Origin of the sequence: Enterobacter cloacae complex sp. P14RS, from assembly GCF_014895895.1 — a bacterium.
Lineage (GTDB): Bacteria > Pseudomonadota > Gammaproteobacteria > Enterobacterales > Enterobacteriaceae > Enterobacter > Enterobacter bugandensis.
The window spans coordinates 115,320-141,874 of the sequence record NZ_JADBQM010000007.1 but is presented as its reverse complement, the minus strand read 5'-3'; the positions used below and the strand labels follow the sequence as shown (position 1 = coordinate 141,874).

The 26,555-nt window shown below is 58.4% G+C and carries 27 protein-coding genes; 10 read left to right on the top strand and 17 right to left on the bottom strand.

Annotation, left to right across the window (positions count from 1 at the left end; translation table 11 throughout):
* Positions 1 to 15: 15 nt before the first annotated feature.
* The 5 genes from chbR to osmE form a co-directional block, all read right to left on the bottom strand.
* Entirely contained in the window at positions 16 to 858 is an 843-nt protein-coding gene (chbR, locus tag IM295_RS07285; protein WP_028012801.1) for a transcriptional regulator ChbR, read from the bottom strand.
* A 5-nt stretch (positions 859 to 863) separates the two neighbouring features.
* Positions 864 to 1,211: a PTS N,N'-diacetylchitobiose transporter subunit IIA gene (chbA, locus tag IM295_RS07280; protein WP_028012800.1), complete on the bottom strand. Its 348-nt coding sequence runs from the start codon at positions 1,209 to 1,211 to the stop codon at positions 864 to 866.
* A gap of 47 nt (positions 1,212 to 1,258) precedes the next feature.
* The gene (gene chbC / locus IM295_RS07275) at positions 1,259 to 2,617 is read right to left on the bottom strand and encodes a PTS N,N'-diacetylchitobiose transporter subunit IIC (RefSeq protein ID WP_193066468.1); all 1,359 of its coding nucleotides are present in this window, start codon (positions 2,615 to 2,617) and stop codon (positions 1,259 to 1,261) included.
* Positions 2,618 to 2,697: 80 nt separating this feature from the next.
* Positions 2,698 to 3,015 (bottom strand): PTS N,N'-diacetylchitobiose transporter subunit IIB, encoded by a 318-nt coding sequence (chbB, locus tag IM295_RS07270; RefSeq protein ID WP_014883474.1) that lies wholly within the window; start codon positions 3,013 to 3,015, stop codon positions 2,698 to 2,700.
* A 281-nt stretch (positions 3,016 to 3,296) separates the two neighbouring features.
* Positions 3,297 to 3,641, bottom strand: a complete 345-nt coding sequence (gene osmE, locus IM295_RS07265; protein WP_003857836.1) for an osmotically-inducible lipoprotein OsmE — start codon at positions 3,639 to 3,641, stop codon at positions 3,297 to 3,299.
* Between the two features lie 232 nt (positions 3,642 to 3,873).
* On the opposite strand from osmE, the gene nadE reads away from it, so the two are divergent.
* Both nadE and cho read left to right on the top strand, forming a co-directional pair.
* Positions 3,874 to 4,698, top strand: coding sequence for an ammonia-dependent NAD(+) synthetase (gene nadE, locus IM295_RS07260; RefSeq protein ID WP_048959444.1), 825 nt, complete (start codon positions 3,874 to 3,876; stop codon positions 4,696 to 4,698).
* A 121-nt stretch (positions 4,699 to 4,819) separates the two neighbouring features.
* Positions 4,820 to 5,698 (top strand): excinuclease Cho, encoded by an 879-nt coding sequence (gene cho, locus IM295_RS07255; protein ID WP_032644984.1) that lies wholly within the window; start codon positions 4,820 to 4,822, stop codon positions 5,696 to 5,698.
* On the opposite strand, the gene ves is transcribed toward cho, so the two are convergent.
* From ves to IM295_RS07220, 7 genes are all read right to left on the bottom strand, one after another.
* The gene (gene ves / locus IM295_RS07250; protein WP_045261590.1) at positions 5,676 to 6,233 is read right to left on the bottom strand and encodes an environmental stress-induced protein Ves; all 558 of its coding nucleotides are present in this window, start codon (positions 6,231 to 6,233) and stop codon (positions 5,676 to 5,678) included. The genes cho and ves overlap by 23 nt on opposite strands.
* A 297-nt stretch (positions 6,234 to 6,530) precedes the next feature.
* On the bottom strand, positions 6,531 to 7,025 hold the full coding sequence (spy, locus tag IM295_RS07245) for an ATP-independent periplasmic protein-refolding chaperone Spy (RefSeq protein WP_028012795.1): 495 nt from the start codon (positions 7,023 to 7,025) through the stop codon (positions 6,531 to 6,533).
* Between the two features lie 337 nt (positions 7,026 to 7,362).
* On the bottom strand, positions 7,363 to 8,328 hold the full coding sequence (astE, locus tag IM295_RS07240) for a succinylglutamate desuccinylase (protein WP_193066467.1): 966 nt from the start codon (positions 8,326 to 8,328) through the stop codon (positions 7,363 to 7,365).
* A gap of 10 nt (positions 8,329 to 8,338) precedes the next feature.
* Positions 8,339 to 9,664, bottom strand: coding sequence for an N-succinylarginine dihydrolase (astB, locus tag IM295_RS07235; RefSeq protein ID WP_193066466.1), 1,326 nt, complete (start codon positions 9,662 to 9,664; stop codon positions 8,339 to 8,341).
* Positions 9,651 to 11,138 (bottom strand): succinylglutamate-semialdehyde dehydrogenase, encoded by a 1,488-nt coding sequence (gene astD / locus IM295_RS07230; protein WP_193066465.1) that lies wholly within the window; start codon positions 11,136 to 11,138, stop codon positions 9,651 to 9,653. The genes astB and astD overlap by 14 nt, the downstream gene beginning before the upstream one ends.
* Positions 11,135 to 12,169, bottom strand: a complete 1,035-nt coding sequence (gene astA, locus IM295_RS07225) for an arginine N-succinyltransferase (RefSeq protein ID WP_028012791.1) — start codon at positions 12,167 to 12,169, stop codon at positions 11,135 to 11,137. Before astA ends, astD begins: the two co-directional genes overlap by 4 nt.
* Positions 12,166 to 13,386 carry an aspartate aminotransferase family protein gene (locus IM295_RS07220; RefSeq protein ID WP_063153851.1) on the bottom strand — a complete coding sequence of 407 codons (1,221 nt, stop codon included), beginning with the start codon at positions 13,384 to 13,386 and terminating at the stop codon, positions 12,166 to 12,168. The genes astA and IM295_RS07220 overlap by 4 nt, the downstream gene beginning before the upstream one ends.
* Before the next feature lie 433 nt (positions 13,387 to 13,819).
* Between IM295_RS07220 and xthA the strand changes: the two genes are divergently transcribed.
* The 6 genes from xthA to IM295_RS07190 all read left to right on the top strand — a co-directional run bounded on the left by xthA (position 13,820) and on the right by IM295_RS07190 (position 19,995).
* Positions 13,820 to 14,626: an exodeoxyribonuclease III gene (xthA, locus tag IM295_RS07215; RefSeq protein ID WP_032644863.1), complete on the top strand. Its 807-nt coding sequence runs from the start codon at positions 13,820 to 13,822 to the stop codon at positions 14,624 to 14,626.
* Between the two features lie 6 nt (positions 14,627 to 14,632).
* The gene (locus tag IM295_RS07210) at positions 14,633 to 15,316 is read left to right on the top strand and encodes a TVP38/TMEM64 family protein (RefSeq protein ID WP_193066464.1); all 684 of its coding nucleotides are present in this window, start codon (positions 14,633 to 14,635) and stop codon (positions 15,314 to 15,316) included.
* Positions 15,317 to 15,331: 15 nt separating this feature from the next.
* Entirely contained in the window at positions 15,332 to 16,492 is a 1,161-nt protein-coding gene (locus tag IM295_RS07205) for an ABC transporter substrate-binding protein (RefSeq protein ID WP_370551803.1), read from the top strand.
* Positions 16,465 to 17,994, top strand: a complete 1,530-nt coding sequence (locus IM295_RS07200; RefSeq protein WP_193066462.1) for a thiamine ABC transporter permease — start codon at positions 16,465 to 16,467, stop codon at positions 17,992 to 17,994. Before IM295_RS07205 ends, IM295_RS07200 begins: the two co-directional genes overlap by 28 nt.
* Positions 17,994 to 18,614 carry an ATP-binding cassette domain-containing protein gene (locus IM295_RS07195; RefSeq protein ID WP_193066461.1) on the top strand — a complete coding sequence of 207 codons (621 nt, stop codon included), beginning with the start codon at positions 17,994 to 17,996 and terminating at the stop codon, positions 18,612 to 18,614. Before IM295_RS07200 ends, IM295_RS07195 begins: the two co-directional genes overlap by 1 nt.
* A 73-nt stretch (positions 18,615 to 18,687) precedes the next feature.
* A complete protein-coding gene (locus IM295_RS07190; protein WP_049136812.1) occupies positions 18,688 to 19,995 on the top strand; it encodes a sulfurtransferase in 1,308 nt (435 codons plus the stop codon).
* Here the strand turns inward: IM295_RS07190 and IM295_RS07185 are convergent.
* Together IM295_RS07185 and IM295_RS07180 are read right to left on the bottom strand one after the other, a co-directional pair.
* A complete protein-coding gene (locus IM295_RS07185; protein ID WP_193066460.1) occupies positions 19,992 to 20,609 on the bottom strand; it encodes a CDP-alcohol phosphatidyltransferase family protein in 618 nt (205 codons plus the stop codon). The two genes, IM295_RS07190 and IM295_RS07185, sit on opposite strands and share 4 nt — an antisense overlap.
* Positions 20,602 to 21,171: a carboxymuconolactone decarboxylase family protein gene (locus IM295_RS07180; RefSeq protein WP_045261601.1), complete on the bottom strand. Its 570-nt coding sequence runs from the start codon at positions 21,169 to 21,171 to the stop codon at positions 20,602 to 20,604. Before IM295_RS07180 ends, IM295_RS07185 begins: the two co-directional genes overlap by 8 nt.
* 75 nt (positions 21,172 to 21,246) lie before the next feature.
* On the opposite strand from IM295_RS07180, the gene IM295_RS07175 reads away from it, so the two are divergent.
* Positions 21,247 to 21,663: a pyrimidine (deoxy)nucleoside triphosphate diphosphatase gene (locus IM295_RS07175; protein ID WP_045261602.1), complete on the top strand. Its 417-nt coding sequence runs from the start codon at positions 21,247 to 21,249 to the stop codon at positions 21,661 to 21,663.
* On the opposite strand, the gene IM295_RS07170 is transcribed toward IM295_RS07175, so the two are convergent.
* Positions 21,623 to 21,895: a YnjH family protein gene (locus IM295_RS07170; RefSeq protein WP_193052863.1), complete on the bottom strand. Its 273-nt coding sequence runs from the start codon at positions 21,893 to 21,895 to the stop codon at positions 21,623 to 21,625. The two genes, IM295_RS07175 and IM295_RS07170, sit on opposite strands and share 41 nt — an antisense overlap.
* Positions 21,896 to 22,122: 227 nt before the next feature.
* On the opposite strand from IM295_RS07170, the gene gdhA reads away from it, so the two are divergent.
* A complete protein-coding gene (gdhA, locus tag IM295_RS07165; RefSeq protein ID WP_193066459.1) occupies positions 22,123 to 23,466 on the top strand; it encodes an NADP-specific glutamate dehydrogenase in 1,344 nt (447 codons plus the stop codon).
* A gap of 59 nt (positions 23,467 to 23,525) precedes the next feature.
* On the opposite strand, the gene IM295_RS07160 is transcribed toward gdhA, so the two are convergent.
* Positions 23,526 to 25,433 carry a DNA topoisomerase III gene (locus IM295_RS07160; protein WP_045261603.1) on the bottom strand — a complete coding sequence of 636 codons (1,908 nt, stop codon included), beginning with the start codon at positions 25,431 to 25,433 and terminating at the stop codon, positions 23,526 to 23,528.
* A gap of 4 nt (positions 25,434 to 25,437) precedes the next feature.
* Entirely contained in the window at positions 25,438 to 26,481 is a 1,044-nt protein-coding gene (gene selD / locus IM295_RS07155) for a selenide, water dikinase SelD (RefSeq protein WP_193066458.1), read from the bottom strand.
* Positions 26,482 to 26,555: the final 74 nt, after the last annotated feature.

The window sequence follows — 26,555 nt, the reverse complement described above, 5'->3', positions numbered from 1 at the left end:
GTAATCCGCCGAAAGTTAATTAATTACCGTTAAATTCTTCCGGTAGCTGTTCGGTGTGAATGAGGTCAACTTCTTAAAAGTTTTAATAAACAGGCTGGGACTGCTATATCCTGACTCATAGGCAATATCGGTGACAGAATAGTTGGTAATCTCCAGCTGTTTTTTGGCAAAATTAATGCGGATTTCATTAATTATTTGCACCGGCGTTTTACGATAATAACGCTGCGTCGCGCGGGTCAGATATTCCTGGGATTTCCCCGAGAGGGATACCATATTTTCCAGCGCATTTTCGCTGAACTGGCCTTTATCGTGCATCAGTTCCACGGTGCTGCGCAGCCACTGTGGAACATCATCCGTCACCTGCTGCTCTTCACGGTGATGCCGCAACCGGTTCATCACGTAGAAGGTCACCGTTTCAATAAATTCATCAAACTCATTGTCGCGGAAGTTAAGCGAGGCGATGACCGTTTCAATCCAGGTCATGAACTCGTTTTTCACACGATATACCTGGGACGCCACAAAGCAGAACGGCACCAGCGGCAGATAGTGCTTCTCAAAGAAGCGTCTGCTGACGCCCACGTTCAGAATGCGGGTCGCGCCAAATTCGTAAAAGCTCTGGTGATAGGAACCCATCGGCAGGAAGACAAAATCCCCTCGCTCCAGCAGGACGCGCTTACCGTTGATCTCCTGGTAGTAGCGGCCGGTCAGAACAATCGTGAACTCATAGTAGTCATGCTGGTGCAGACCGCTGGCGCTCTCCGTCTTGTTGTAGATAACCACGTGAAAATTTTTGCCATTAAACAGTTGCTGTTCAAATGCGGTTTTGATTTCCATCGTGCTGACCTCCTGCTGCTCAATCCGACCTAGTGCATTTTCTCGTGAAGCTCAATCAACTCCGCCACCAGCTCACGCGCCAGCATGGACGTCATCAGGTGATCCTGAGCGTGTACCAGCACCAGGCTGACCTTCATCTTCCCTTCGCCCTGGTCGCTTTCAATCAGCTTTGTCTGCACCAGGTGCGCTTCGTTCAGCGCCGTGCGGGACTGCTCCATCATGGTTTTCGCGGCGGCGAAATCGCCCTGCTTGGCCTGCTTCAGTGCGGCATACGCCAGGCTGCGCGCCTGCCCGGAGTTGATGATAAGGCCCATCACCACTTCTTCGAGATCGTTCTCTGCGGCTTCGTCTGCGACGATACTATCCAAATCTAACATGTTTTAGCTCCTTGTGGCTGGCGCGGGCTTCCCCGCGCCGGTCAATCTTAGAATTTCAGTGAGAGGGCAATTTCCTCTTCGCTCTCTTCTTCATCAATGATGGTGGCAGCTTTGTTCGCAATCGCCACGAACGGCATGTACAGCAGGGTGGCAATCCCGAGGTTGAATATCGCCAGCAGGAAGGCCGCGACGCTACCGTTGGTGTTAAAGAAGGCACCCAGACCTGCTGGCATGGTCCACGGAGCAATGTTGGTGATCGGTGGAATAATACCCATGTAGTAGGCCGTCAGGGTGATCGCTGCCAGCAGCGGCTGCACCATGATGAACGGGATAAACATTACCGGGTTCATGATGATTGGCAGACCGAACAGAATCGGCTCGTTAATCTGGAAGATGCCTGATGGCAGGGCCAGTTTCGCCACCTGACGATAGTCAGCGCGACGAGAGACAATAAAGACCGCGATGATCAGACCCAGGGTCGCCCCGGTACCACCCAGGAAGATATAGGAGTCAAGCATCGGCTTCGCCCACACATGGAAGGTTTTACCTGCCGCCAGCGCCGCGTCAACGGAGCCGTACTGCTGGTAAAGCGCAACGTTTTCCAGTGCCCATGGGGTCATAATTCCGCTGTCCAGCGCGGCCAGTGCCAGTGAACCGTGCACGCCGAAGAACCACAGCAGAGAGGTGAAAATCACATACGCCCAACCGACCACGCCACCCATCGACGCCAGCGGCGTAGAGATAGAGTCCATGATGATCTGGTGGAAGTTCGTGCCCCAGTGAGAGAGCGCCCAGGCGATAATCCCCATGATGGAGAGGATAATGAAGCCTGGGATCAACGCGGAAAATGAACGAGAAACGGAGGCCGGCACGCTATCCGGCAGGCGGATAACCCAGTTGCGACGGATAATAAAGGTGAACATTTCTGCCACCACCAGGCCGATAACAATACCGGAGATGATGTTGGCTCCGCCCAGCCAGTTTGCGCCAACGGCGTAGGCTTCACCCACGCTGTAAGGCGTGACGGTCATAAACGCGGCAACGGATAATAATCCGGCGGCCAGCGGATCCACTTTCCGCTCTTCAGCCAGCGCCATCCCAATAAAGAAAGGCGCCATCAGCGACATAATACCCAACGTACCGTTATATACGTTGCCGCCGATGGCTTTAAAACCATTAAGGGTTTCAATAGTGGAAGCGTCTAACCGAATTCCTAATGAATAAAAGAAGGAACCTTCACCAAAGCTCAGAAAAACGTTGTTAATTAAAACGAACATGGCCCCGGCCAGCGTCAACGGCATTAATTTAATAAAACCGTTTTTGATGGCATTAACGTGAGGCTGCTTTCCTATTTTAACAGCAAAAGGAAGGAGTACCTTTTCAAGTGAAGCGATGATTTTACTCATAGGAAAATACCCTTAAATGCCGTAACGCATGTTACGGCGTAATTGTGTGTGAAATAACTCTTTGACGGGAAAAATAAAAATTAATTAGCAGCTTTTTTAATGGCTGCCACAGCAGCTTTAAGTACACCTAAACCATCGATCTTGCCGTACAGCCCCGAATCGATCACTTCGACCGGTTTATTCGGTAGCAGTCGTTGAATTTCGGGCAACATATAGGCAATTTGCGGCCCCAGTAACACCACATCGGCTTTCTGGCCTTTTTCGCCCGCCAGCGTTTCCGGAAACGCTTCAATCACCACAGGAACTTCATACTTTTCAGCCTGCGCGCGCATCTTTGACACCAGAAGCGAGGTTGACATGCCCGCTGAGCAGAACAGGTAGATATGTTTCTTTTCCATCATAATTTCCCTCTTGTATGACTACCTGCCGTCGCGCTATCACTCGACTCGCTGTCCCGGCAGACAGGTAGCTTGCGTACTGTTGTTTATCGTTGAAGTGAGTATACGCAATGGTACAGAGGGGAGATAATTCTGGATAGGCCTAAATTGTCTCTCATTGACCTGGCTTGTTGACTACCTTCACATTTCAGGCAAATAATTCGCGCAAAGAAATAAGATTAACGTATGAATAAAAAAACCGGCCCAGAGGCCGGTTTGTTAACATCTTCAGGCAAGCAGGGTTACTGCGCCTTAGGTGCCTGCGGATCGGTGTCGTATTCAGCACAGGTCTGATAGCCAGAGTTAATCACATGTCCGGTATCATCCAGCGCGACGAAGTAGGTTTCTGCCTTACCATCACGTTGACCCAGGATATAAGTCTGACACGTACCGCGCGCGTGAATCATGGTCACTTCAGAAGAAGGCTTGCCGGCGATCGCAGCCACCTGCGAACGTGTCATCCCTTTTTTAACGTCTTTAACCACGGGCTGGGTAAACTGATCCTTGGTGCGATCGTAAGCCGTACACCCTGCCAGCATCGTCAGTACCGCCGCTGCGCTAAGAATTCCTGCTACGTTCTTGTTCATATTCCGTCCTCTTGTTTATCAGCGTGTTATCTAAGCATGGGATAAAAAGTACTATTGTTCAACTTTGTGATTTACGCCAGACGAATTTCGGAAAATTCTAATAAAACAACGATAAGCTGCTAAATCGCCGCAAATTAACGCACTCGAAACTGTGATCCTTGTCGTTTTCCGCCCAAAGGGTTAGTTTTAACAGTTAACACATTCTGTTTATGTTCTGCATACGGAGGGCATGATGGCTCTGCAACAAGAGATTATTCAGGCGCTGGGCGCTAAGCCTGCGATAGATGCACAGGAAGAGATCCGCCGCAGCGTGGATTTTTTAAAGTCGTACTTAAAAAAGAACGCTTTCCTGAAATCCCTGGTGCTGGGCATCAGCGGCGGGCAGGACTCTACCCTGACGGGTAAACTCTGCCAGATGGCGATTTCAGAGCTTCGTGAAGAGACGGGCGACGAAGCGCTGCAGTTTATCGCCGTGCGTCTGCCTTACGGGGTTCAGGCGGACGAACAGGATTGCCAGGACGCCATCGCGTTCATCCAGCCCGACCGCGTGCTTACCGTCAATATCAAAGGCTCGGTGCTGGCAAGCGAGCAGGCGCTGCGCGAAGCGGGCATTGAATTGAGTGATTTTGTGCGCGGCAACGAGAAAGCGCGCGAGCGCATGAAAGCGCAGTACAGCATCGCCGGGATGACCAAAGGCGTTGTGGTAGGCACCGACCATGCGGCAGAAGCGATCACCGGTTTCTTCACCAAATACGGCGATGGCGGCACCGACATCAACCCGATTTTCCGTCTCAACAAGCGTCAGGGCAAGCAGCTGCTCGCCGCGCTGGGCTGCCCTGAGCATCTGTACAAGAAAGCGCCAACCGCGGATCTGGAAGACGATCGCCCTTCCCTGCCGGATGAAGCGGCCCTTGGCGTCACCTATGACAACATTGATGATTATCTGGAAGGCAAAACGCTGGATGAAGGTACCGCGAAAATTATCGAGGGCTGGTACCTGAAAACCGAGCACAAGCGCCACACGCCAATTACGGTGTTTGACGATTTCTGGAAATAAACGCAAAACGTTAATCTTTGCTCCCTCTCCCCTTTAGGGAGAGGGCATCACGCCACCCGGCTCTTTTTTAACCACAGCACACCTGCTACACTGTATACCTGAACAGTATATGGAGCAGTATGTGAGCAGGCGTCAATCAGCCCCGCGTCTTGAGTTTGAAGCGGCGGCTATCTATGAATATCCCGAACATCTTCGCCCCTGGCTTGAGGCGCTGCCTAAACAGCCGGGCGTGTACATCTTTCACGGTGAAAGCGAGACCCTGCCGCTCTACATCGGCAAAAGCGTTAACATTCGCAGCCGGGTGTTATCCCACCTGCGCACCCCGGACGAGGCCGCCATGCTGCGCCAGTCGCGACGCATTACCTGGTTCCAGACGGCGGGAGAAATGGGCGCGCTGTTGCTGGAAGCCCGGCTGATAAAAGAGCAGCAGCCGCTCTTCAATAAGCGCCTGCGCCGCAACCGCCAGCTCTGCTCCCTGCAGATCGCCGACGGCAAGCCGCAGGTCGTCTACGCCCGCGAGGTCGATTTCTCCCACGCCCCGAATCTCTTCGGGCTGTTCGCAAACAAGCGTGCCGCCCTACAGTCTCTGCAGGCGCTCGCGGACGAGCTGCAGCTTTGCTATAGCCTTTTAGGGCTAGAGGGCACCACGCGGGGCCGCGCCTGTTTCCGCTCCGCTCTGAAGCGCTGCGCAGGCGCCTGCTGCGGAAAAGAGAGCGTTGAGGCGCATCACGCCCGGCTCCTCGCGGGCCTGGCCGGGATCAGCGTCAACTGCTGGCCGTGGGACGGCGCCGTTGCGCTAAAAGAAGTGGGTGAAACCATGACGCAGTATCACATCGTCAATAACTGGCTCTGGCTGGGGGCGGTCGATGATTTAAGCGACGCGGCAACCCTGCTGCGCACCCCCGCGGGATTCGACCACGACGGCTACAAAATCCTCTGCAAGCCCGTATTAGCGGGCAAGTTCGAGATCATCGCGCTCAGTGACCCGGCAGCCAGTTAATTTCACTGAACAGCAGGGTGCCCTGAGACTCCAGCAGACGCAGAGTATGGGTCCCCTCCTGCCAGCTGGCGCCCTGATCGGCCGTGAGCAATTTATCACCCAATTGCCACGCCCCGCTTAATACAAACACCACGCCCCCGCGCGAACCAAAGGTGGTAAAAGTACGATCGGCAACCCGCACCTTCGCCTGACAGCAGTCGCGCCGGGTCATGATGTTGAAATCCATCGCCATCCTGCCATCGGAAAGCAGCGCCTTCACCGGCAAATCGCCGGCAAAACTGTAAGGCTGATGCTGTTTAAGGGTATGGCAGAACGCCTGACCGGCATCCAGCGTCACCTCCCCGCCTTCCAGCAGGGTAATGACCCGGTCGACACCGGGAAACGAGGAGAATTCGCCGTTGCTGGCGATGGTCGCGATACTGGCACGCCAGAAAAAATCGCGCGTCGCGGGAGGGATACAGCAAATTTCTCGCGTTTCGCCGGCACCATTGCGCCAGAGGCTGACCGGCATCTTACGAATATCAAAGAACTCCATCACCACTCCTGAATGGCACAACCCGTGCCAGGGCAAGGATATCGCTACCCCTGCAGTCTTGTTTGTTATCGTTAGGTATTCACAGACACAGTATCGGCAGCAGAGCGGGCAGGCCTTAGCGGAACGTTAATAAAAATGCTAACGCCATGACTCTACAGACATTCTCTGAAGCGACTACAGGAGAATACCGCGCTGGCGGCGGCAGGCAAGAGGGCAGAATAGAAAAACCGCCGGTCCTGTCCACAGCGATTTCGCTTTTGTGGACAGGATCCCGGCGGTCTTAAGAGAGTGAACCGATTATTCGGTTGGTGCTGGCATTTTACCTTCCATCGCCGGACGTTCTGTCAGACGCTTCTCAAAATTAGCATTAAACTGTTTTTTCTGTTCCGGGGTCAGAATGTTGTAGATCTTGTTCTGGGTTTCCATGTGGGCCAGCATGCGGGCTTTGTGCTGCTCGGCCATTTTGTCGATCTGCGCTTCGGCTTTCGCCTTATCGAAGCTGTCACTGGCAATAATGTCATGCATTGCGCGGCGCTCTTCCAGCGGAGGACGCTTCATCTGGTCACGCTGGCTTTTCATGATGTCGCGGATCTGCTGCTTCTGCGCGTCCGTCAGGTTCAAATCTTTGAACATCATCATCTCGTGGTGCATACCCGGCTTGCCTTTATGATGCATCATCATTTTGCCTTCAGCTGGCGCGGCGGTGGTGGTTGCGGTATCTGCGGCGAACGCCATGCTGGTAGCGCCCAGAGCCAGGGTAGAAGCAACAAACAGTGCAGTAAACTTACGCATAATTTATTTCCTTTCTTTCAGTTATTCTTCGGCGCTATGCCGTGTTGACGAGATTAACTTTACGGGGTTTATCGTCAATTAATCAGAGCAACGGTAAAACAATGAAAGTGTAAAAAACATTTTTTCGCCAAATGTGGAGGAAATAAGGATAAAGCGTGGAGAGTTGCAACAAGAAATATTCAATATGATGATTTTAAAGCTATTTAGCAGAAGTATAACGAAGTGACGGTGAATAATAAAGCAATTCGCCAGGAATATTCCGTAAAAGAAATCAGAGCGCTTTAATCGCTAAGAAAACATTTTTACTTCCCCTCCCGGATGGTGAGAGGGGAAAGGTTCAGGTGAGTTTTTCCAGCATCAGACCGGCCCGCAGGCCAAACGCTACGGAGGGGTTGGGGAACAGCACATATTCGGTGGTTTTCTGCACCTCGTAACGCTCTTCGCCATCTTCCGCCAGCAGAGCCCCTTTGCGAAACGGCGTGAAGTTCAGAGTGTGCGCGGCCATGTGAAGCTGGAAAGCCTCGCTGCGGCGGGTGATCTGCTGTACGACCCGGTACCGCTCAACGGGCTGATGTGCGTGCTCGGTAGCCGTCCCACCGAGCAGCGCCCGAAGCGCGAGCTCCGTTGGCACAAAGCGCGTGAGATCGTTCTGTCCGAACGGTAGCGCTTTTCCCAGCTCCAGCGTACAGGACAGCGCGCCAAACCGTTCGCAAGTGAAGTGAGTAAAGGTCCCGCCCGGCGACTGATGAAACACCAGCGCCTCCAGCCCGGCATCCCCCAGCCAGCTCAGAAACGCTTCATCCCACGGCTGATTGCGCTGCGGCAGAACGCCGAATCTGACATGGTAAGAGGCGCGGATCGCCGTATGCAGATCCAGATGCCAGCACGCCGATCCCGCCGCGGCAAAAAACGTCGTCACGACGTTCTCCAGCCACTGCGCGCGCGCCGTTTCGTCACTCTGCGGAAACTGCGACCAGCGACCGCCGAACATGCGGTTAATGTCGCTAACCAGATACCGTTTGTTTTGCGCCAGCGCAGGCGGATTGCCAAACACCACCAGCACGCGGCACGCAAGGGATATCTCGCCGCGATACAGCGCGCGCAGCAGCCCATCGACGATCTCAACGGGTGCGGTTTCATTCCCGTGGATCCCCGAGGAAAGCAGCAGCGATAACGCGCTGCTGGCCTTCGGCGTCAGCTCAAACACCCCGCGCCCCAGCCACCGCCAGCGGAATGAGGGGCCTTCCCCTTCACTCTTGTCCGGCGTTTCATCGGCCAGGGTCAGCGCCAGTAAATTTTCCATATTCACTCCTTTAGCGCTGGAACGGGTAAACCGAGCCCAGCTGCAGGATTGACGATAATTCGTCCAGCGCCTCGCGCCCTTCGCGCAGCAGCTGCGGGTCAACCAGATCGGCCTGCGTTAACCGGTCGCGATAGTAGCGGTCCACCCAGTTGTTCAGGGTGTTAAAGAGCGTCTCATTCATCATGACTGCCGGGTTAACGGCCTGTATTTCATTTGGCGTTAACACGACCCGCAGGCGCAGACAGGCGGGACCACCGCCGTTAGCCATGCTTTCGCGCAGGTCAAACACGCGAAGCTCGTCAATCGGGTTATCGGCCTTCACCAGTTCGGTGAGGTAGCGCCACACGCCCCGATGATCCCGGGACTCCTGCGGCAGCACCAGCATCATGCTGCCGTCATCGCGGCTCAGCAGCTGGCTGTTGAACAGATAGGTTTCGACCGCGTCCTGCACGCTGACCGCCTGCGTTGGCACCTGGATCGGCATAAAGCCCGGCACGCGTTCGCGCAGCGTGGCGAGCAGCTTATCCTGATGGGCAAAGGCCTGCTCATGGCAGAACAGCACCTGGCGGTTGGACACGGCAATCACGTCGTTATGGAACACGCCCTGGTCGATCACGTGCGGGTTCTGCTGGGCAAAAATCACCTGGGAAGGATTGACCTGGTTCAGGCGCGCAACCGCCTGGCTGGCCGCGAGCGTCTGACGCGCTGGATAACGGGTTGGCGCGGCGTGGCCGCCCTCTTCCCGCCCGTAGATAAACAGCTGCACGGCGGGATCGCCGTAATCGCCACCCAGCCGGTTATGGTTGGCCGCGCCTTCGTCGCCAAACATCGCCACCTGCGGCAGGGCCTGATGGATCTCAAAATGGGCGTCATGCTTGAAAATAGCGCGCAGCACGCGCTCGGTGGTGTCCGCTTCGGTGGCGCGATGAAACTTATTATTCAGGTTCGCCACCGTCAGATGGACTTTACCATCCAGCGTATCGGCTGACGGCGCGACGGTGGCCGCGTTTGCCACCCACATTGAAGAGGCAGAGCTTGCCGCAGAGAGCAAATGCGGCGTCTGCGTACCCGCTTTTTCGACGACCTGCTCGTCCGTACCACTAAATCCTAGCTGGCGCAGCACCGCCACGTTAGGGCGTTCCTGCGGCGGGATCACCGCCTGCGGGAAGCCGGCATCCGCCAGCGCCTTCATTTTTAGCAGCCCCTGCTTCGCCGCCAGCTTCGGGTTGGAGACCTGAAAGCGGTGCTTCGTCGAGGCTTCATTACCAAAGGAGAGACCGGCATAGTGGTGCGTCAGCCCCACCAGCCCGTCAAAGTTGACTTCACGCGCTTTCATGACCTTCTCCCTTCGTAAAATCGAGCCCCGGGTTAAGCGTCTCCGGCAGCGTCAGCGCCGGGGTTTCCAGACTCGCCATCGGCCACGCGCAGTAATCGGCGGCATACCAGGCGCTGGCGCGATGGTTGCCCGAGGCGCCCACGCCGCCGAACGGCGCGGTGCTCGCCGCCCCGGTCAGCGGTTTATTCCAGTTCACGATCCCGGCACGCGCTTCCAGCAGCAGTTGTTCAAACTTCTCGCGATGCGGCGATATCAGCCCGCTCGACAGGCCGTAGCGGGTGTTATTCGCCATCGCAATGGCCGCATCAAAATCGTCGTAACGCCAGACGCACAGCAGCGGGCCAAACACCTCTTCATCCGGCACGCTGCTCGCACCGCTCATCTCAACGATGCCCGGCGTCAGCAGCGAGGTACCCGGCTGAACCTGCTTCGGCTCCAGCAGGGTTTTCGCCCCGCGCGCTACGTGGTCCTGCCAGGCGTTGAGCACGTTCAGCGCGGCCTGTTCGGAGATCAGCCCGCCGATAAACGGCTGCGGATCGGCATCCCACGCGGCAGGCACCAGCCGCGCGCTCACCTCTACCAGACGCTTCAGGAAGGCATCCCCCTGCGCGCCGCGCTTGACCAGCAGGCGGCGGGCGCAGGTGCAGCGCTGTCCGGCGGTAATAAAGGCGGACTGGATCGTCAGGTGCACCGCAGCGTCGATATCATCAGGATCTTCGACAATCAGCGGGTTGTTGCCGCCCATCTCCAGCGCCAGAATTTTCTCCGGCTGCCCCGCTAGCTGGCGGTGCAGCTGATAGCCCGTTCCGGCGCTGCCGGTAAACAGCAGGCCATCGATATCGCTCAGCGCGCTGAGCGCCTGACCGGTTTCCCTCCCGCCCTGCACGAGGTTCAGCACGCCCGGCGGCAGCCCGGCCTGCTCCCACAGCTTCACCACCGCCTCGCCGGTTAACGGCGTAAGCTCGCTCGGTTTGAAGATGACGGTATTGCCCGCCAGCAACGCGGGGACAATGTGACCATTCGGCAGATGCCCAGGGAAGTTATACGGGCCAAACACCACCAGCACGCCGTGCGGACGGTGGCGCAGCGTGGCCGCGCCGTCCGGCATCTCGGTATGCTGCTCGCCGGTGCGGGTATGGTACGCCTTAACCGAAATGGCGATCTTATTGATCATCGCCGTCACTTCGGTCGCCGCTTCCCAGCGCGGTTTGCTGGTTTCGGACGCGATGATGCGCGTCAGCTCGGCCTTGTTGGCCTCCAGCAGTCCGGCAAATTTTTCAATAAGCGCCTGGCGCTCGGCGAATGGCCGTTTTGCCCACGCGGGAAACGCGTGTCGTGCGGAACGGCAGGCCTGCTCGACCTGCGCGACGCTGGCGTCATTTCCCTTCCACAGCACCTCTTTTCCAACTGGATTGGTTTTTACGCGCTGTTCGCCTTCGCCCGTTACCCAGTCACCGTTAATCCATAATGTCATGCTGTTTTCTCCTCAGGGCAGAGACGCACCAGGCGAACCGTATCGCCGGCGTTACATTTCAGGGCATCCAGCTCTGCAGCCGTCAGCACCAAACGTTCACATTTCGGGTTGGTCCGCACCAGCATGGCGCGGAAGTTGGCGTAATTTTCGTTCGCCACCAGGCATGCCGGCCAGTCACCCGGCGCGGGCTGGCCTTCGGATACCTCAACCAGGCGGCTTTTACGGATGGCGCGCACGCGGTCGATATCGCACTCAAGCGTTGGCCCGCCGTCAAAGATGTCGACATAGTTACGGTAGCGGAAGCCCTCTTTCTCCAGCACCGCGCGGGCAGGCGCGGTTTGCGGATGCACTTCGCCAATTACCGCCTGCGCTTCAGGCGTTAAGAAATGGGTATAGATAGGATGTTTAGGCATCAGCTCCGCGATAAACGCTTTCTGGCCGGTGCCGCAGAGATAGTCCGCCCGGCTGAACTCCATCGAGAAGAAGCGCTCGCCCAGGCTCTCCCAGAAGGGCGAGTAGCCTTTGTCGTCGATCACGCCGCGCATCTCTGCCACCACTTTTTCGTTAAAGCGATCGCGAAAAGCGGCCATAAACATAAAGCGCGATTTGGAGAGCAGATAGCCGTTGCCCTCTTTGCGCCACGCCGGGTCGAGGAACAGCGTGCAGAGCTCGCTGGCGCCCGTGTGGTCATTGCAGAGAAACAGCGTGGGCAGCGCGTTATAGACGTTCAGCTCTTTCGAGGCGTGAACCATGGTGCCGACGCGGTAGTTGTACCACGGGTCGTTAAGCCCGACGGCCACTTCGATGGCGCAGATCCCGGCCACGCTCCCCGTATCGGTGTCTTCCAGCACGAACACGTAACCCTGTTCGCTTTTTGGCAACGTCCCCTGCCAGGTTTGCAGGGCGCGCTCAATGCGCGCCGACAGCGTTTTTTCATCGGCAGGAAGCGAGGTCAGCCCGCCTCCCGTCTTACCGGCAAGCTGCATGAGCCCGGCAATATCGCCGCGCTCAACGGGACGGATGACCATCATGATGACACCCCGGATTTCACCTTCTCACACGCCAGCGCAAAACGATCCAGACCGGTTTGCACCTCTTCCTCGCTGACAATCAGCGCAGGGGCAAAACGCACCACGTTGGCACCGGCAATCAGCACCATCACGCCCGCTTTTGCCGCTTCCTGTGAAATAAGCTTCGCTTTTCCGGCAAACTCAGCCGTGAGCTCGCAGCCGATCAACAGCCCCAGGCCGCGAATTTCTTTAAACAGGCCAAGCTTGCCGTTAATGGCGTTCAGGCGCTCAACGAACCACTCGTGACGCTGCTTAACGCCCTTCAGCACCTCAGGGGTGTTAATGATGTCGAGAACCTGTCCGGCGACGGCGGTCGCCAGCGGGTTGCCGCCGTAGGTGGTGCCGTGGGTGCCCACGGTCATCACGCTGGCGAATTTATCGGTGGTCAGCGTCGCGCCAATCGGGAAGCCGCCGCCCAGCGCTTTGGCGGTAGAGAGAACGTCCGGCGTCACGCCGTAGTGCATATAGGCATACAGCTCGCCGGTGCGGCCCACGCCGGTCTGCACTTCGTCGAAAATCAGGACCGCGTCGTGACGGTCGCACAGCTCGCGCAGCCCCTGCAGGAATGCCTTTTGCGCCGGAAGTACGCCACCCTCGCCCTGCATCGGTTCGACAATCACCGCGCAGGTGGTGTCGTTAATCAGCTCGCTGGCGGACTGAAGATCGTTATAAATGCCGTGGCGAATATCTGGCGGCAGCGGAGCGAAATCCTGCGAATAAGAAGGCTGGCCGCCCGCGCTCACGGTAAAGAGCGTGCGCCCGTGGAAAGCATTTTTAAACGCCACAATCCCGCTCTTGTGCGCCCCAAACTTGTCGTGGGCATATTTGCGCGCCAGCTTCAGCGCCGCTTCGTTGGCCTCCGCGCCGGAGTTACAGAAAAAGACTTTTTCGGCGAAGGTCGCGTCAATCAGCTTTTTCGCCAGGCGCAGTGCGGGCTCGTTGGTAAAGCCGTTACCGGTATGCCAGAACTTCGCCGCCTGGTCGTTCAGCGCCTGACGCAGCGCCGGATGGGCATGACCCAGCGCATTCACCGCAATCCCCCCGGCAAAGTCGATATACTCTTTACCCTGCTGATCCCACAGGCGTGAGCCTTCCCCGCGAACCGGAATAAAAGCCGCCGGAGCGTAAACCGGCATCATCCATTCATCGAAATTTTCACGCGTAATTGACAGAGACATAGCGACCTCATCCGGTAAATAAAAAGTTATTTGAATGTTAAATAATTGAGTGTTTGCACTGTGAATGTAGATTGCAGCCTTCGTGCCAGCCAGCGATAAAAATGCATAAACGGGGTGAGGTAACAGAATATCAATAGGTTACAATATGGAGTTATTCACTGTTAGTGCATAAAAAGTGAATATTTTTACGACAAGCGGCGCTTTGCCGCATGAAAATCAGAAAGAGTATGCACAGGCCAAATATAATTCTGGAATTGTGATCGCTCGCGAAATTTATCGGCCCTTTACGCCCTGTTTGAGGGCGAAGCGCGTCAGAATGGTGCAAATATTGCACCACCGGCAATATCTGTCGCAGTTATTGGTCGAACCCGGTAACAGTTGACGCAAATTCTGCTACCATCCATGCACTATTCACCTTGCACTGGCAGCGACTATGAAATTTGTCTCTTTTAATATCAACGGCCTGCGCGCCCGCCCTCATCAGCTAGAAGCCATTGTTGAGCAACATCAGCCAGATGTGATCGGCCTGCAGGAGACCAAGGTTCACGACGACATGTTCCCCCTCGAAGAGGTGGCGAAACTCGGTTACAACGTCTTTTACCACGGTCAGAAAGGTCACTATGGCGTCGCGCTGCTCACCAAAGACACGCCGGTTTCCGTGCGCCGCGGCTTCCCCGGCGACGGTGAAGAAGCCCAGCGCCGCATCATCATGGCGGAAGTGCCTTCCGCGCTCGGGAATATTACGGTCATTAACGGCTATTTTCCGCAGGGTGAGAGCCGCGATCACGAGACAAAATTCCCGGCCAAAGCGAAGTTTTATCAGGATCTGCAGAACTATCTGACGACCGAACTGAAAAAAGAGAATCCGGTGCTGATCATGGGCGACATGAACATCAGCCCAACGGATCTGGATATCGGCATCGGCGAAGAGAACCGCAAGCGCTGGCTGCGCACCGGCAAATGTTCTTTCCTGCCGGAAGAGCGTGAGTGGATGGAGCGCCTGCTGGGCTGGGGCCTGGTGGATACCTTCCGCAATGCCAACCCGGAAACGCAGGACCGCTTCTCGTGGTTTGACTACCGCTCGAAGGGCTTTGACGACAACCGCGGCCTGCGTATCGATCTGCTGCTGGCGAGTACACCGCTGGCGGAGCGCTGCATCGAAACCGGGATCGACTACGACATCCGCAGCATGGAAAAACCGTCGGACCACGCGCCGGTATGGGCTAAATTCAAGCTGTAATCGCGCGTGAACATACGAAAAACACTCTTCCTGTGCGCCCTTCTGGGCGCATTTCTTATGACATTTGTCATTCTGCCGCCTGACACGCTCTCTCTGGCAGGAATTAAAACCCACCAGCAGACGCTACTCTCCCATGTCGACCACGCGCCGCTGCGTAGCGCGCTGATCTTCTTTGCGCTTTACGTGGCGGTTTCCGCTCTCTCGATACCCGGCGCGGCGGTTCTGACTCTGCTGGGCGGGGCGTTATTTACGCTGTGGGAAAGCACCGTGCTGGTTTCGTTTGCCTCCACGCTCGGGGCCACGCTGGCGATGCTCGCCAGCCGTTACCTGCTGCGCGACTGGGTGCAGCGGCGGTTTGCCCGACAGATGGCAACGGTAAATGCGGGCATGGCGCGCGACGGCGCGGGCTATCTTTTTGCCCTGCGCCTGATGCCGCTGTTCCCGTTTTTCCTGGTGAATTTACTGATGGGGCTGACCCGCATCACGGTCCGGCGCTACTGGTGGGTCAGCCAGCTCGCCATGCTGCCCGCGACGGTTATCTTTCTGAACGCCGGGCGGGAGCTGGGAAAAGTGGCATCGCTGCGCGATATTTTGTCGCCGGGCGCGGTATTCGCCTTTACACTACTGGGGTTATTACCGCTGGTTACGCGCCGGCTGTTTTCCCGCTATCTCCCTGCTGATAAAAAGTGAGGCATTATGCGCCGTGTGCGTTTTTGCACGTTTCTGACCGGTCTGCTGCTGGCAGCCCCCCTCTATGCCGCCGACGGCTGGCAAGCTATTCAACAGCAGGCCAAAGGCCAGACCGTCTGGTTTAACGCCTGGGGCGGCGATCCGGCGGTTAACCGCTACCTTGAGTGGGTCAGCGGTGAGATGCAAACGCACTATTCCATCACCCTAAAAATCGTCCCGCTGGCGGATGCCGCCGATGCGGTCAAACGTATTCAGACGGAAGCCGCCGCAGGGCGTAAGACCAACGGCTCGGTCGACCTCCTGTGGGTGAACGGCGAGAACTTCCGCACGCTAAAAGAGGCGAACCTGCTGCAAACCGGGTGGGCGCAGAGTCTGCCCAACTGGCGCTATGTCGATACCCGTAAACCCGTTACGGAAGATTTTGCCATTCCAACCGACGGGGCGGAATCGCCGTGGGGCGGCGCGCAGCTGACTTTTATCGCCCGCAAAGCCAGCATGCCAATGCCGCCGGAGGATCCGCAGGCGCTGCTGGCGTACGCGCAGCAGCACCCGGGCAAGGTGAGCTATCCTCGCCCACCCGATTTTACCGGCACGGCCTTTCTTGAGCAGCTGCTGCTGACGCTTACGGCGCATCCCGAGGCGTTACAAAAAGCGCCTGATGATACGTTTGCCCAGGTTACGGCGCCGCTCTGGGCCTACCTCGATAAACTGCACCCGCTGCTGTGGCGTGAAGGAAAAGACTTCCCTCCCTCACCCGCCCGGATGGATGCCCTGCTCGCCAGCGGAAGTCTGAACCTGTCGCTGACCTTTAACCCGGCGCATGCGCAGCAAAAAGTGGCGAGCGGCGAACTGCCTGCCGACAGCTACAGCTTTGGTTTTCGCGACGGGATGCTCGGCAACGTGCATTTTGTAGCTATTCCGGCTAATGCCAGCGCGAGCGCGGGGGCGAAAGTGGTCGCCAATTTCCTGCTGTCGCCGCAGGCGCAGATCCGCAAGGCCGACCCGGCCATTTGGGGGGATCCGAGCGTGCTGGATGCGAAAACGCTGCCCGAAGGTGAAGCGAAACAGCTGCAGGCCCACACGCCTCAGGGGCTGCCGAAGGTGCTCCCGGAGCCGCAGTCCGCGTGGGTGAACGCGCTGGAGCAGGAATGGCTGCGTCGTTACGGCACCCGTTAGGCTGGCTTGTCTGGCTGGCGATGACGGTGATTTATCTGCCGATCCTGCCCGCTGGCACCGTGCTGTTCGCGCCGGCCTTTTCCGTGACGAACTGGCAGCGGCTGCTAAACGATCCTCAGTTGCCGCAGGCAGCCGTTGCCACGCTGGTCTCAACGCTTATCGCTACGCTGGGGGCCTTGTTTATCGCCCTTTCCCTCGTGGCTCTTTTCTGGCCCGGCACCCGCTGGCGGCGCCTCAGCACGCGCCTGCCGTGGCTGCTGGCGATCCCCCACGTGGCCTTCGCCACCAGCGCGCTACTGCTGTTTGCCGAGGGCGGACTGTTTTATCAGGTTTGTACCGTCTGTTCGCCGCCGTTTGACCGCTACGGCGTAGGGCTGGGCCTGACGCTCGCGGTCAAAGAGAGCGCATTCGTGCTGTGGGCCATTTACGCCGTGCTGCCGGAAAAAGGGCTCGCGCAGCAGAAGATAGTCCTGCAAACCTTTGGCTACGGGCGTTTTCAGACGCTCAGCTGGCTGATCCTTCCGGCGATCGCGCCCGTCCTCGGGGCGGTGATGCTGGCGGTGCTGGCGTGGTCGCTGTCGGTTGTGGACGTAGCGATCGTTCTCGGGCCCGGCAACCCGCCCACGCTGGCCGTGCTGGCCTGGCAGTGGCTGAGCCAGGGCGACGCGCAGCAGCAGGTGAAAGGGACGCTGCTGTGCCTGGTGCTCCTTCTTTTGCTGGCCGCGCTTGCCGCTCTGGGGTACGGCCTGTGGAAGGTCTGGCGTCGCGCGATTCCGGACCTGAGCGGGACGCGCCGCAGGTTGCATCTCGTCCTGCCTGAACGCGCATTCAGCGGCTTTTTGCCCGCATGCGGCCTCCTTTGCGCCGCCGTGCTGTTGATGCTGGCGCAGCGGGACGACGTAGGTCCAGTGGGAACCAGCCTCTCTTTCGGTCTGCTTTCGAGCCTTATCTCCCTCATCGTCATTTTTCTCTGGCTGGAATGGGGGCCGCAGCGCGGCGCGGCGTGGGTGTGGCTACCGCTCGCCCTTCCGGCACTGCCGCTCGTCACCGGGCAATACGCGATTGCTTTGCATCTGGGTCTCGACGGAGGCTTTATCGCCGTCCTCTGGAGCCATCTGCTGTGGGTGCTACCGTGGATGCTGCTGGTGCTGCAGCCCGCCTGGCGGCGGATCGATCCCCGGCTTATCCTTACCGCCAGAACGCTCGGCTGGCGGCGGGCAAAAATTTTCTGCCTGCTGAAATGTCCCCTGCTGGTGCGTCCTGCGCTGCTGGCCTTTGCCACCGGTTTTTCCGTCAGCATGGCCCAATATATGCCGACCCTGTGGCTGGGCGCGGGACGTTTCGCCACGCTGACCACCGAGACCGTCGCGCTCAGCAGCGGAGGCAGCATCCCGGTTCTCGCTAACCGTGCCCTGGGATTACTGCTGGTCACGAGCGTCGTATTCGGTCTTGCTGCGCTGTTATCCCGGCTCGCGGGCCGCTACCGTCAAGGATTACGCTAATGCTCAAGGTCAATGATCTCACCATCGAACCGCTTTTCCGCGAGGTCAATTTTTGCGTACCCCGCGGGGAGATTGTCACCCTGATGGGGCCGTCCGGCAGCGGCAAATCGACCCTCTTTGCCTGGATGGTCGGCGCGTTGTCAGAGGATTTTCAGGCGCGGGGCGAACTGTGGATCGGCGAACGCCGCTGCGACGGTTTGCCCGTCGAATCCCGCGGTCTGGGGATTCTTTTTCAGGACGCGCTGCTGTTCGACCCTTTCAGCGTTGGGCAAAATTTGCTGCTGGCCTTGCCTGAGCGGATCGCGGGACGCGCACGGCGGGAAGCGGTCAAGCAGGCGCTGGATTCCGCCGGGCTTGGCGGTCATTACGACAGCGATCCGGCCACCCTTTCCGGCGGAGAGCGCGCCCGGGTGAGCCTGCTGCGCGCCCTGCTCGCAGAGCCGCAGGCGCTGCTGCTGGACGAACCGTTCAGCCGCCTTGATAAAGCGTTACGCACGACGTTCCGGGCATGGGTATTTGACGCCGTCCGCGCGCGCAATATTCCGGTGGTGCTGGTCACCCATGACGAGGACGATATTCCGCCCGGCGGCAAGGTGATGGAGATTTCTCGCTGGCAATAATGTGCTAACGCAATGTTTTCCGTTTCGGGAGAGACGACAATGCCCCCCTCTTTTACTGACGTCAGGTTATTCGATGAAACGTGTTTCTCAACTGACCGCGCTGGCCCTGATCTGCGGCCTCGCCTCTTTTTCCTCTCAGGCTGCTGATATGGCCAACGCGATGACGCTGTCTCAGCTTCAGGCGCAGCACGGCGCGGCAATCGACACCCGCCCCAGCGCCTTCTATAACGGCTGGCCGCAGACCCTCAGCGGTCCTTCCGGGCACGAACCCGCAGCGCTCAACCTGGCAGCCGCCTGGCTTAGCGCCATGAGCGACGAGCAGATTGCACTTTGGGCAAAACAGCATCAGCTTACCCCTGCGACGTCCATCGCGCTGTATGGCGACGAGAACGATAACCAGGCGGTGAAAGCCCGTCTGGAGAAAGCTGGTTACCGCCACGTTTCGCTGCTCAGCGATGCTCTGCAGACGCCCGACCGCCTTCAGCGCCTGCCTCACTTTGAACAGCTGGTCTACCCGCAGTGGATCCACAGGCTTCAGCAGGGCAAACCGGTGACCGCCGCGCCGGCGGGCGAATGGAAAGTCATAGAAGCGGCATGGGGCGCGCCGAAGTTTTACCTGCTTAACCACATTCCCGGCGCGGGCTACATTGACACCAACGAGGTGGAAAGCGAGCCGCTGTGGAACAAAGTCTCCGACGACAGGCTGAAAGCAATGCTGGCAAAGCACGGGATCCGTCACGATACCACCGTCATTCTGTACGGGCGCGACGTTTACGCCGCCGCGCGCGTGGCGCAGATCATGCTCTACGCGGGCGTGAAGGATGTGCGCCTTCTCGATGGCGGCTGGAAGGCGTGGTCAGATGCCGGTCTGCCGGTTGAGCGCGGTACGCCCGGCAAAGTGGCTCCTGCCCCTGATTTTGGCGCGCCGATCCCCGGCCAGCCGCAGCTGATGGTGGATATGGAACAGGCGCGCGGCATGCTGCACCGTCAGGATGCCTCCCTGGTCAGCATTCGTTCGTGGCCGGAGTTTATCGGCGAAACCAGCGGCTACAGCTACATCAAGCCAAAAGGTGAAATTGCCGGTGCCCGCTGGGGTCACGCGGGCAGCGATGCCACCCACATGGAGGATTTCCATAACCCGGATGGCACCATGCGCAGCGCTGACGACATCGCCGCCCAGTGGAAGCGCTGGAATATTCTGCCGGAACAGCAGGTCGCGTTTTACTGCGGCACTGGCTGGCGGGCGTCCGAAACCTTTATGTACGCCCGGGCGATGGGCTGGAAAAATATCGCCGTCTATGACGGCGGCTGGTACGAATGGAGCAGCCACCCGCAGAACCCGGTCACCGCCGGAGAGCGCGGACCAGAGAGTGCTCTCTAACGGGTGAGTGACTTCAGCGTCACGTAGCCGCTCCAGATGCGCGTTGTGGTGGTCAACCAGCACAGCGCGCCGAATATCCACGCGAACAGCGTAAACTGTGCCGGAAACAGGCAGCACAGCACGAACAGCGCGATGGTCTCCGTCCCTTCCGTTAACCCGCCGATATAGTAAAACGACTTATGCGCATAGCCGGGGTTGTCGATCTCGTGCTTCGCCGCCAGCGCGGCAAAGGCGAGAAAACTGCTGCCGGTGCCGATAAACGCAAACAACAGCCAGGCCGCCGCCAGCGCATTCTCTGCGGGTGCAGCCAGCGCAAAGCCAAACGGCACCAGCGCATAGAACAGAAAATCGAGGGCGATATCGAGAAACCCTCCCGCATCCGTCAGCCCTCTCCGACGCGCCAGCGCGCCGTCCAGACCATCCAGCAGGCGGTTCAGGACGATGGCGGCCAGCGCCGCCGGATACCAGCCGAGGGCCAGAAACGGCAACGCCAGCAGGCCGATGGCAAACCCGGCAAGCGTTAATCCGTCGGGCGTAACGCCCGGCTTATCCAGCACGGATACCAGACAGTCCAGAGCGGGCTTTACCCGCGGGTGCAGGTGACGGTCAAGCATCAGGCTTCCCTTTAAACGTGGCGCACAGCCCCTGTGCCGGTATATCCAGCGCGGCATTAAACCGGGCCGAGAGATTCTGAAAGGCAATGAGCGCCGTCATTTCAGTGATGGCATCATCCGTAAAGTGGCGTTTCATCGCCGTTTTGATTGCTTCATCCACCCGGGGCGGCGTGGCGGTCACCGCCTCCGCATAGGCCAGCGCCGCGCGTTCCTGTTCACTGAACACGTCAGAATCAGCCCAGCCGCTTACGGCCTGGACTTTATCCAGCGCGCCGCAGCGCTCGGCCAGGCGCAGGCTGTTGGCGTCAATGCAGAACGCACAGTGGCACAGCTGCGATACGCGCGTCATGAGCAGCGAGCGCAGCACTGGCGTCAGGCGCGCTTTTCTGCGCTCCAGAAACCCCACAAACAAAGCGACCAGCCAGAACAGACGCGGCATGCGTCCCCACCAGCGCGTGGGGTTCAGCACGGCGCCGAAGTGTTTTTGCTGCATGGCAGCAATAGGTTTTACGCTCGCCGGAAGGGTTGGGATGGGCTCTACCCAGGTGGACGTCTCTTTCACCTGATTCTCCTGATGGCTGGACTCTTTGAAAGGGCACGATAATATGGCGTTTTTCGCTATCAATTATTGACGACCATGCTAAAAACAGTCGATGTCGTTGCGGCCATCATCGAAAAAGACGACAAAATTTTACTGGCGCAGCGCCCTGCTCACGCCGACCAGCCGGGAATGTGGGAGTTCGCTGGCGGCAAAGTGGAGGCCGGAGAAACCCAGCCTGAGGCGCTTATCCGCGAGCTGCGTGAAGAGCTGGGTATCGAGGCTCAGCCTGAGCAGTACGTGGCGAGCCATCAGCGCGAGGTATCACAGCGGTTAATCAACCTGCACGCCTGGCACGTACCCCGCTTCAGCGGAGAGTTAACGGCGCACTACCACAGCGCGCTGGCGTGGTGTACGCCGGAAGAGGCTTTCAGTTATGAGTTAGCTCCGGCGGATATTCCGCTGCTGGAGGCGTTTATTCTTTTACGCGACGCCAGACCAGCGGATTCGTGCTGATGGTATGTTCATCGCGCTGGCACTGCAGCAGCACGCCATCCGCCTTCACGACGGCCCCTTCAGAATAGTTTTGATCCTGGTAGATGCAGCACTGGTTACACGGCTGCGCGCGCTGGCCGCTGGAGCTAAACACCTCCGGCGGCACGTTCACTTCTACATCCGGGCGAATGCGGTCAGCCTGCGCGCCTGCGGTCAACATCAATGATAACGCGGCCATCACGTAACGGTTCATAGACTTCTCTTCCTGTTGTGTCCTGATAATGACTATAACGGTAAATCGGGCAGAATCTTTAATTTAGCGCGCCATCGCTTTTTGTTATGACGCGGCCCGGGTCATTAATTTCCCTTTCGGTCCACATTTCTGCTTGCTTCACAAAGCGGTACGGGTGGTATAGTCAAAAAAACAACACAAATCGCATAAGCAACATACATTAATGACTATAAGAGGTTCTTATATCTATGGATCAGACACGCTCTCTGGAAAGTTTCCTTGCCTATGTTCAGCAGCGCGACCCGCACCAAAGCGAATTTGCTCAGGCCGTTCGTGAAGTAATGACTACCCTCTGGCCGTTCCTTGAAGAAAACCCGCGCTATCGTCAACTGTCGCTGCTGGAACGTCTGGTTGAACCAGAGCGTGTGATCCAGTTCCGCGTGACCTGGGTGGATGACCGCAACCAGGTACAGGTCAACCGCGCCTGGCGCGTGCAGTTTAACTCCGCCATCGGTCCGTTTAAGGGCGGCATGCGCTTCCACCCTTCCGTGAACCTGTCGATTCTGAAATTCCTTGGCTTTGAACAGACGTTTAAAAACGCGCTCACCACCCTGCCAATGGGCGGCGGTAAAGGCGGGAGCGATTTCGACCCGAAAGGCAAAAGCGAAGGCGAAGTGATGCGTTTCTGCCAGGCGCTGATGACTGAGCTCTACCGCCACCTCGGCCCGGATACCGACGTGCCTGCCGGTGATATCGGCGTGGGCGGACGTGAAGTGGGCTTTATGGCCGGGATGATGAAAAAACTCTCCAACAACAGCGCCTGCGTCTTTACCGGCAAAGGGTTATCGTTTGGCGGCAGCCTGATCCGCCCGGAGGCGACCGGCTACGGCCTGGTTTACTTCACCGAGGCAATGCTCAAGCGTCACGGCTTAGGTTTCGAGGGGATGCGCGTGGCGGTCTCCGGCTCCGGTAACGTGGCGCAGTACGCTATCGAAAAAGCGATGCAGTTTGGTGCCCGCGTGGTGACTGCCTCCGACTCTAAAGGCACGGTAGTGGACGAAGCGGGCTTTACGGCGGAGAAGCTGGCGCGCCTGTGCGAAATCAAAGCCAGCCACGATGGCCGGCTTGCCGATTATGCCGCGGAGTTTGGCCTGACGTATCTGGAAGGCAAACAGCCGTGGGGCGTACCAGTGGATATCGCCCTGCCGTGCGCCACGCAAAACGAACTGGACGCGGACGCCGCGCGCACGCTGATTAGCAACGGCGTGAAGGCGGTAGCGGAAGGGGCGAATATGCCGACCACTATCGAGGCGACGGATTTGTTCCTGGAGGCGGGCGTGCTGTTTGCGCCAGGCAAGGCGGCGAACGCGGGCGGCGTGGCGACCTCCGGCCTGGAGATGGCGCAAAACGCGGCGCGGCTCGGCTGGAAGGCGGAGAAAGTGGATGCCCGTCTGCACCACATCATGCTGGATATTCACCATGCCTGCGTCGAGTACGGCGGCGAGGCATCGCAAACCAACTACGTGCGCGGGGCGAATATCGCCGGGTTCGTGAAGGTGGCGGATGCGATGATTGGGCAGGGCGTGATTTAAGGTTTATATCGTGCGGCCGGGTGCCCTCTCCCACAGGGAGAGGGAGAAAACCGGGCGTATCAAGCCGCGCTCTTTTTCTTTTTGAACGGTTTCTTCGCGCCACCACCGGGTGCAACCATGCCTCTGAACCGCTTCACCGGCGTGCTGCGCGCCTGATCGATCAGCTGGTAAAGCGTCCCCACCAGCGGCTGCATAAAGTCCTGATAGCGGCACTGCTTTTCGCTGATTTGCGTCAGCACGGATTCCCAGTGCGCGGTCATGTCCGGCCTTGCGGCCAGCTCCGGCAGAGAGTGTATGAGCGCCCGGCCCGGTTCCGTTGAGTGGATGTAGCGCCCCTTTTTCTCAAGAAAACCTCGCTTAAAGAGCAGCTCGATGATCCCCGCGCGGGTTGCTTCCGTACCCAGTCCATCGGTGGCGCGCAGGATCTTCTTCAGATCTTTATCCTGCACAAAGCGGGCGATCCCGGTCATGGCTGACAGCAGCGTCGCATCGGTGAAGTGGCGCGGCGGCTGGGTCTGACGTTCAACCACTTCGCCCTTCTCGCACAGCAGTTCGTCATCTTTAGCGACCACCGGCAGCGGCGTGCCGTCGTTCTCCTCATCGCGCTCTTTGTTGCCGAGGAGCGTGCGCCAGCCCGCTTCCGCGAGGAAACGCGCTTTAGCGATAAACTTGCCTTTGGCAATTTCCAGCTCGATGACGCACTTGCGGAACACCGCGTCCGGGCAGAACTGCATCAGGTACTGACGGGCGATCAGGTTATAGACCTTCGCTTCGTTGTCGGTCAGGTTGACGCTGCTGGCGCGCGCCGTCGGGATAATCGCGTGGTGGGCATCGACCTTTTTGTCATCCCAGCAGCGGTTATGGGTGTCCGGGTTAACGACGGACTGCGGGAGCAGATCCGGCGCGTGGACGCCGATGGCATTCATCACCGAATGGCGTCCGGCAAAGTGCTCTTCCGGCAGATAGCGGCTGTCCGAACGCGGATAGGTGATGAGCTTGTGGGTTTCGTAGAGTTTCTGGCAGATATCCAGCACGTTCTGCGCGCTGAGGCCAAAGCGCTTCGCGGCCTCAATCTGCAGAGCAGAAAGGGAGAACGGCAGCGGCGCGGGTTCTGATTCCCGTTTATCGTTATAGCTGGTAACGATGGCCGGCTGGCCGGTAATACGGTTAACCACATGCTCCGCCAGCGGACGATGCAGCAAACGCCCCTCTTCATCCTGGTACGACTCGCAAGCGTCGCTCGGCTGCCAGACCGCGGTGAAGCGCTCGTCTTTCGGGGTGACGATATGCGCTTTCACTTCAAAGAAATCTTTGGCGACGAAGTTCTCGATCTCTTCGTCGCGACGCACCACCAGCCCCAGCACCGGCGTCTGCACGCGGCCCACGGAGAGTACGCCCTGATAGCCCGCGTTGCGCCCGAGGATGGTGTAGGCGCGGGTCATGTTGATGCCGTACAGCCAGTCCGCTCGGGCGCGCGCTAAAGCAGAGACGCACAGCGGAATAAACTCGCTGTTGGAACGCAGGCGCGAGATCGCCCGCTCAACGGCCTGCGGGTTGAGGTCGTTGATCAGGCAGCGCTGTACCTGCTGACGCTTTTCCGGCGCCAGCTCAAGATAGTCCAGCACTTCGTCCACCAGCAGCTGCCCTTCTCTGTCCGGGTCACCTGCGTGGACCACCTCCGTTGCCTCATGCAGGAAGCGCTTGATGACGTTGAGCTGTTTGGTGACGGACGGACGAGGCTGAAGACGCCACTTTTCCGGCACGATGGGCAGATCGTTGAGGTTCCAGCGGGCGTAGCGGCTGTCGTAGACGTCCGGCTGCGCCTGTTCAAGCAGGTGGCCGATACACCAGGTGACCACCTGCCCGTTACCGCATTCGATAAAGCCGTCGCCTTTGCGATGCGGTTTAGGCAACACGTCGGCGATGGCACGGGCCAGGCTCGGCTTTTCGGCAATAAACAACCGCATCGAATTAACGGATCTCAATCATCGGTCGGCCGCCGCGGGCGGTCACCAGTTCGCCGATCGCCGTCAGGGTGATGCCAAACTCGGCGGCGGTTGCCTGAACCTCGGCTTCGGATTCCGGCGTGACGGCCAGCAGCAGGCCGCCGGAGGTTTGTGGATCGCACAGCAGGTTGCGCCACGCCTCAGGAATTTCGCCCATCAGGTGCCCGTAGCTGGCGAAGTTGCGCTGGGTACCGCCCGGAACCGCGCCCTGGGCAATGTACTTTTCCACGCCAGGCAGCTTCGGCACGTCCTGATACCAGACCTGCGCCTGCACGCCCGCGCCCTGACAGACTTCAGAGAGGTGCCCCAGCAGGCCAAAACCGGTGACGTCGGTCATCGCCTTTACGCCGTCGATATTGGCGAACGCCGCGCCGGCGAGGTTCATCTGGCACATGACTTCCGTCGCCAGACCTTTGTGCTCCGGTTTGAGCAGGGATTTTTTCTCAGCGGTGGTGAGCACACCAATGCCCAGCGGCTTAGTGAGGAACAGCTTGCAGCCCGCCTGCGCGGTGCTGTTGCGCTTCACGCGCTCGGTCGGCACCACGCCGGTAACGGCCAGGCCGAAGATCGGCTCTGGCGCATCAATCGAGTGGCCGCCGGCCAGCGCAATCCCCGCCTGCTGGCAGGCGAAACGCCCGCCATCAATCACCTCGCGGGCGATTTCCGGTGGAATGGTGTTGATCGGCCAGCCCAGAATGGCGATGGCCATGATCGGCTTACCGCCCATGGCGAAGATATCGCTGATGGCATTGGTGGCCGCGATGCGCCCGAAGTCGAACGGGTTATCAACAATCGGCATAAAGAAGTCAGTGGTGCTGATAATGCTGGTGCCGTTACCTAAGTCATAAACCGCCGCATCGTCACGCGTTTCGTTGCCGACAAGCAGGTTCGGGTCGACAAACTTCGCCTGTTCACTGTGCAGAATGGTCTCCAGCACTTTCGGGGAAATTTTACAACCGCAACCGGCTCCGTGGCTGTACTGCGTTAAACGAATGGTTTGCTCGCTCATGGACGTCTCCTGTCATCTCAATCGCGCTATGGTAGCGCTCATTCCATAAAGAGGTAAGTATGACTGTCTGAATT

Bases quoted from the DNA above. Each gene is read 5' to 3' on its own strand.
- xthA (WP_032644863.1), top strand. From the start codon at position 13,820: ATGAAATTTGTCTCTTTTAATATCAACGGCCTGCGCGCCCGCCCTCAT.
- gdhA (WP_193066459.1), top strand. From the start codon at position 22,123: ATGGATCAGACACGCTCTCTGGAAAGTTTCCTTGCCTATGTTCAGCAG.
- IM295_RS07195 (WP_193066461.1), top strand. From the start codon at position 17,994: ATGCTCAAGGTCAATGATCTCACCATCGAACCGCTTTTCCGCGAGGTC.
- chbB (WP_014883474.1), bottom strand. From the start codon at position 3,015: ATGGAAAAGAAACATATCTACCTGTTCTGCTCAGCGGGCATGTCAACC.
- IM295_RS07185 (WP_193066460.1), bottom strand. From the start codon at position 20,609: ATGCTTGACCGTCACCTGCACCCGCGGGTAAAGCCCGCTCTGGACTGT.
- astA (WP_028012791.1), bottom strand. From the start codon at position 12,169: ATGATGGTCATCCGTCCCGTTGAGCGCGGCGATATTGCCGGGCTCATG.
- nadE (WP_048959444.1), top strand. From the start codon at position 3,874: ATGGCTCTGCAACAAGAGATTATTCAGGCGCTGGGCGCTAAGCCTGCG.
- spy (WP_028012795.1), bottom strand. From the start codon at position 7,025: ATGCGTAAGTTTACTGCACTGTTTGTTGCTTCTACCCTGGCTCTGGGC.
- IM295_RS07160 (WP_045261603.1), bottom strand. From the start codon at position 25,433: ATGCGGTTGTTTATTGCCGAAAAGCCGAGCCTGGCCCGTGCCATCGCC.
- selD (WP_193066458.1), bottom strand. From the start codon at position 26,481: ATGAGCGAGCAAACCATTCGTTTAACGCAGTACAGCCACGGAGCCGGT.
- IM295_RS07175 (WP_045261602.1), top strand. From the start codon at position 21,247: ATGCTAAAAACAGTCGATGTCGTTGCGGCCATCATCGAAAAAGACGAC.
- chbC (WP_193066468.1), bottom strand. From the start codon at position 2,617: ATGAGTAAAATCATCGCTTCACTTGAAAAGGTACTCCTTCCTTTTGCT.
- astD (WP_193066465.1), bottom strand. From the start codon at position 11,138: ATGACATTATGGATTAACGGTGACTGGGTAACGGGCGAAGGCGAACAG.
- osmE (WP_003857836.1), bottom strand. From the start codon at position 3,641: ATGAACAAGAACGTAGCAGGAATTCTTAGCGCAGCGGCGGTACTGACG.
- astE (WP_193066467.1), bottom strand. From the start codon at position 8,328: ATGGAAAATTTACTGGCGCTGACCCTGGCCGATGAAACGCCGGACAAG.
- astB (WP_193066466.1), bottom strand. From the start codon at position 9,664: ATGAAAGCGCGTGAAGTCAACTTTGACGGGCTGGTGGGGCTGACGCAC.
- ves (WP_045261590.1), bottom strand. From the start codon at position 6,233: ATGGAGTTCTTTGATATTCGTAAGATGCCGGTCAGCCTCTGGCGCAAT.
- IM295_RS07170 (WP_193052863.1), bottom strand. From the start codon at position 21,895: ATGAACCGTTACGTGATGGCCGCGTTATCATTGATGTTGACCGCAGGC.
- IM295_RS07190 (WP_049136812.1), top strand. From the start codon at position 18,688: ATGAAACGTGTTTCTCAACTGACCGCGCTGGCCCTGATCTGCGGCCTC.
- IM295_RS07220 (WP_063153851.1), bottom strand. From the start codon at position 13,386: ATGTCTCTGTCAATTACGCGTGAAAATTTCGATGAATGGATGATGCCG.
- IM295_RS07200 (WP_193066462.1), top strand. From the start codon at position 16,465: ATGGCTGCGTCGTTACGGCACCCGTTAGGCTGGCTTGTCTGGCTGGCG.
- chbA (WP_028012800.1), bottom strand. From the start codon at position 1,211: ATGTTAGATTTGGATAGTATCGTCGCAGACGAAGCCGCAGAGAACGAT.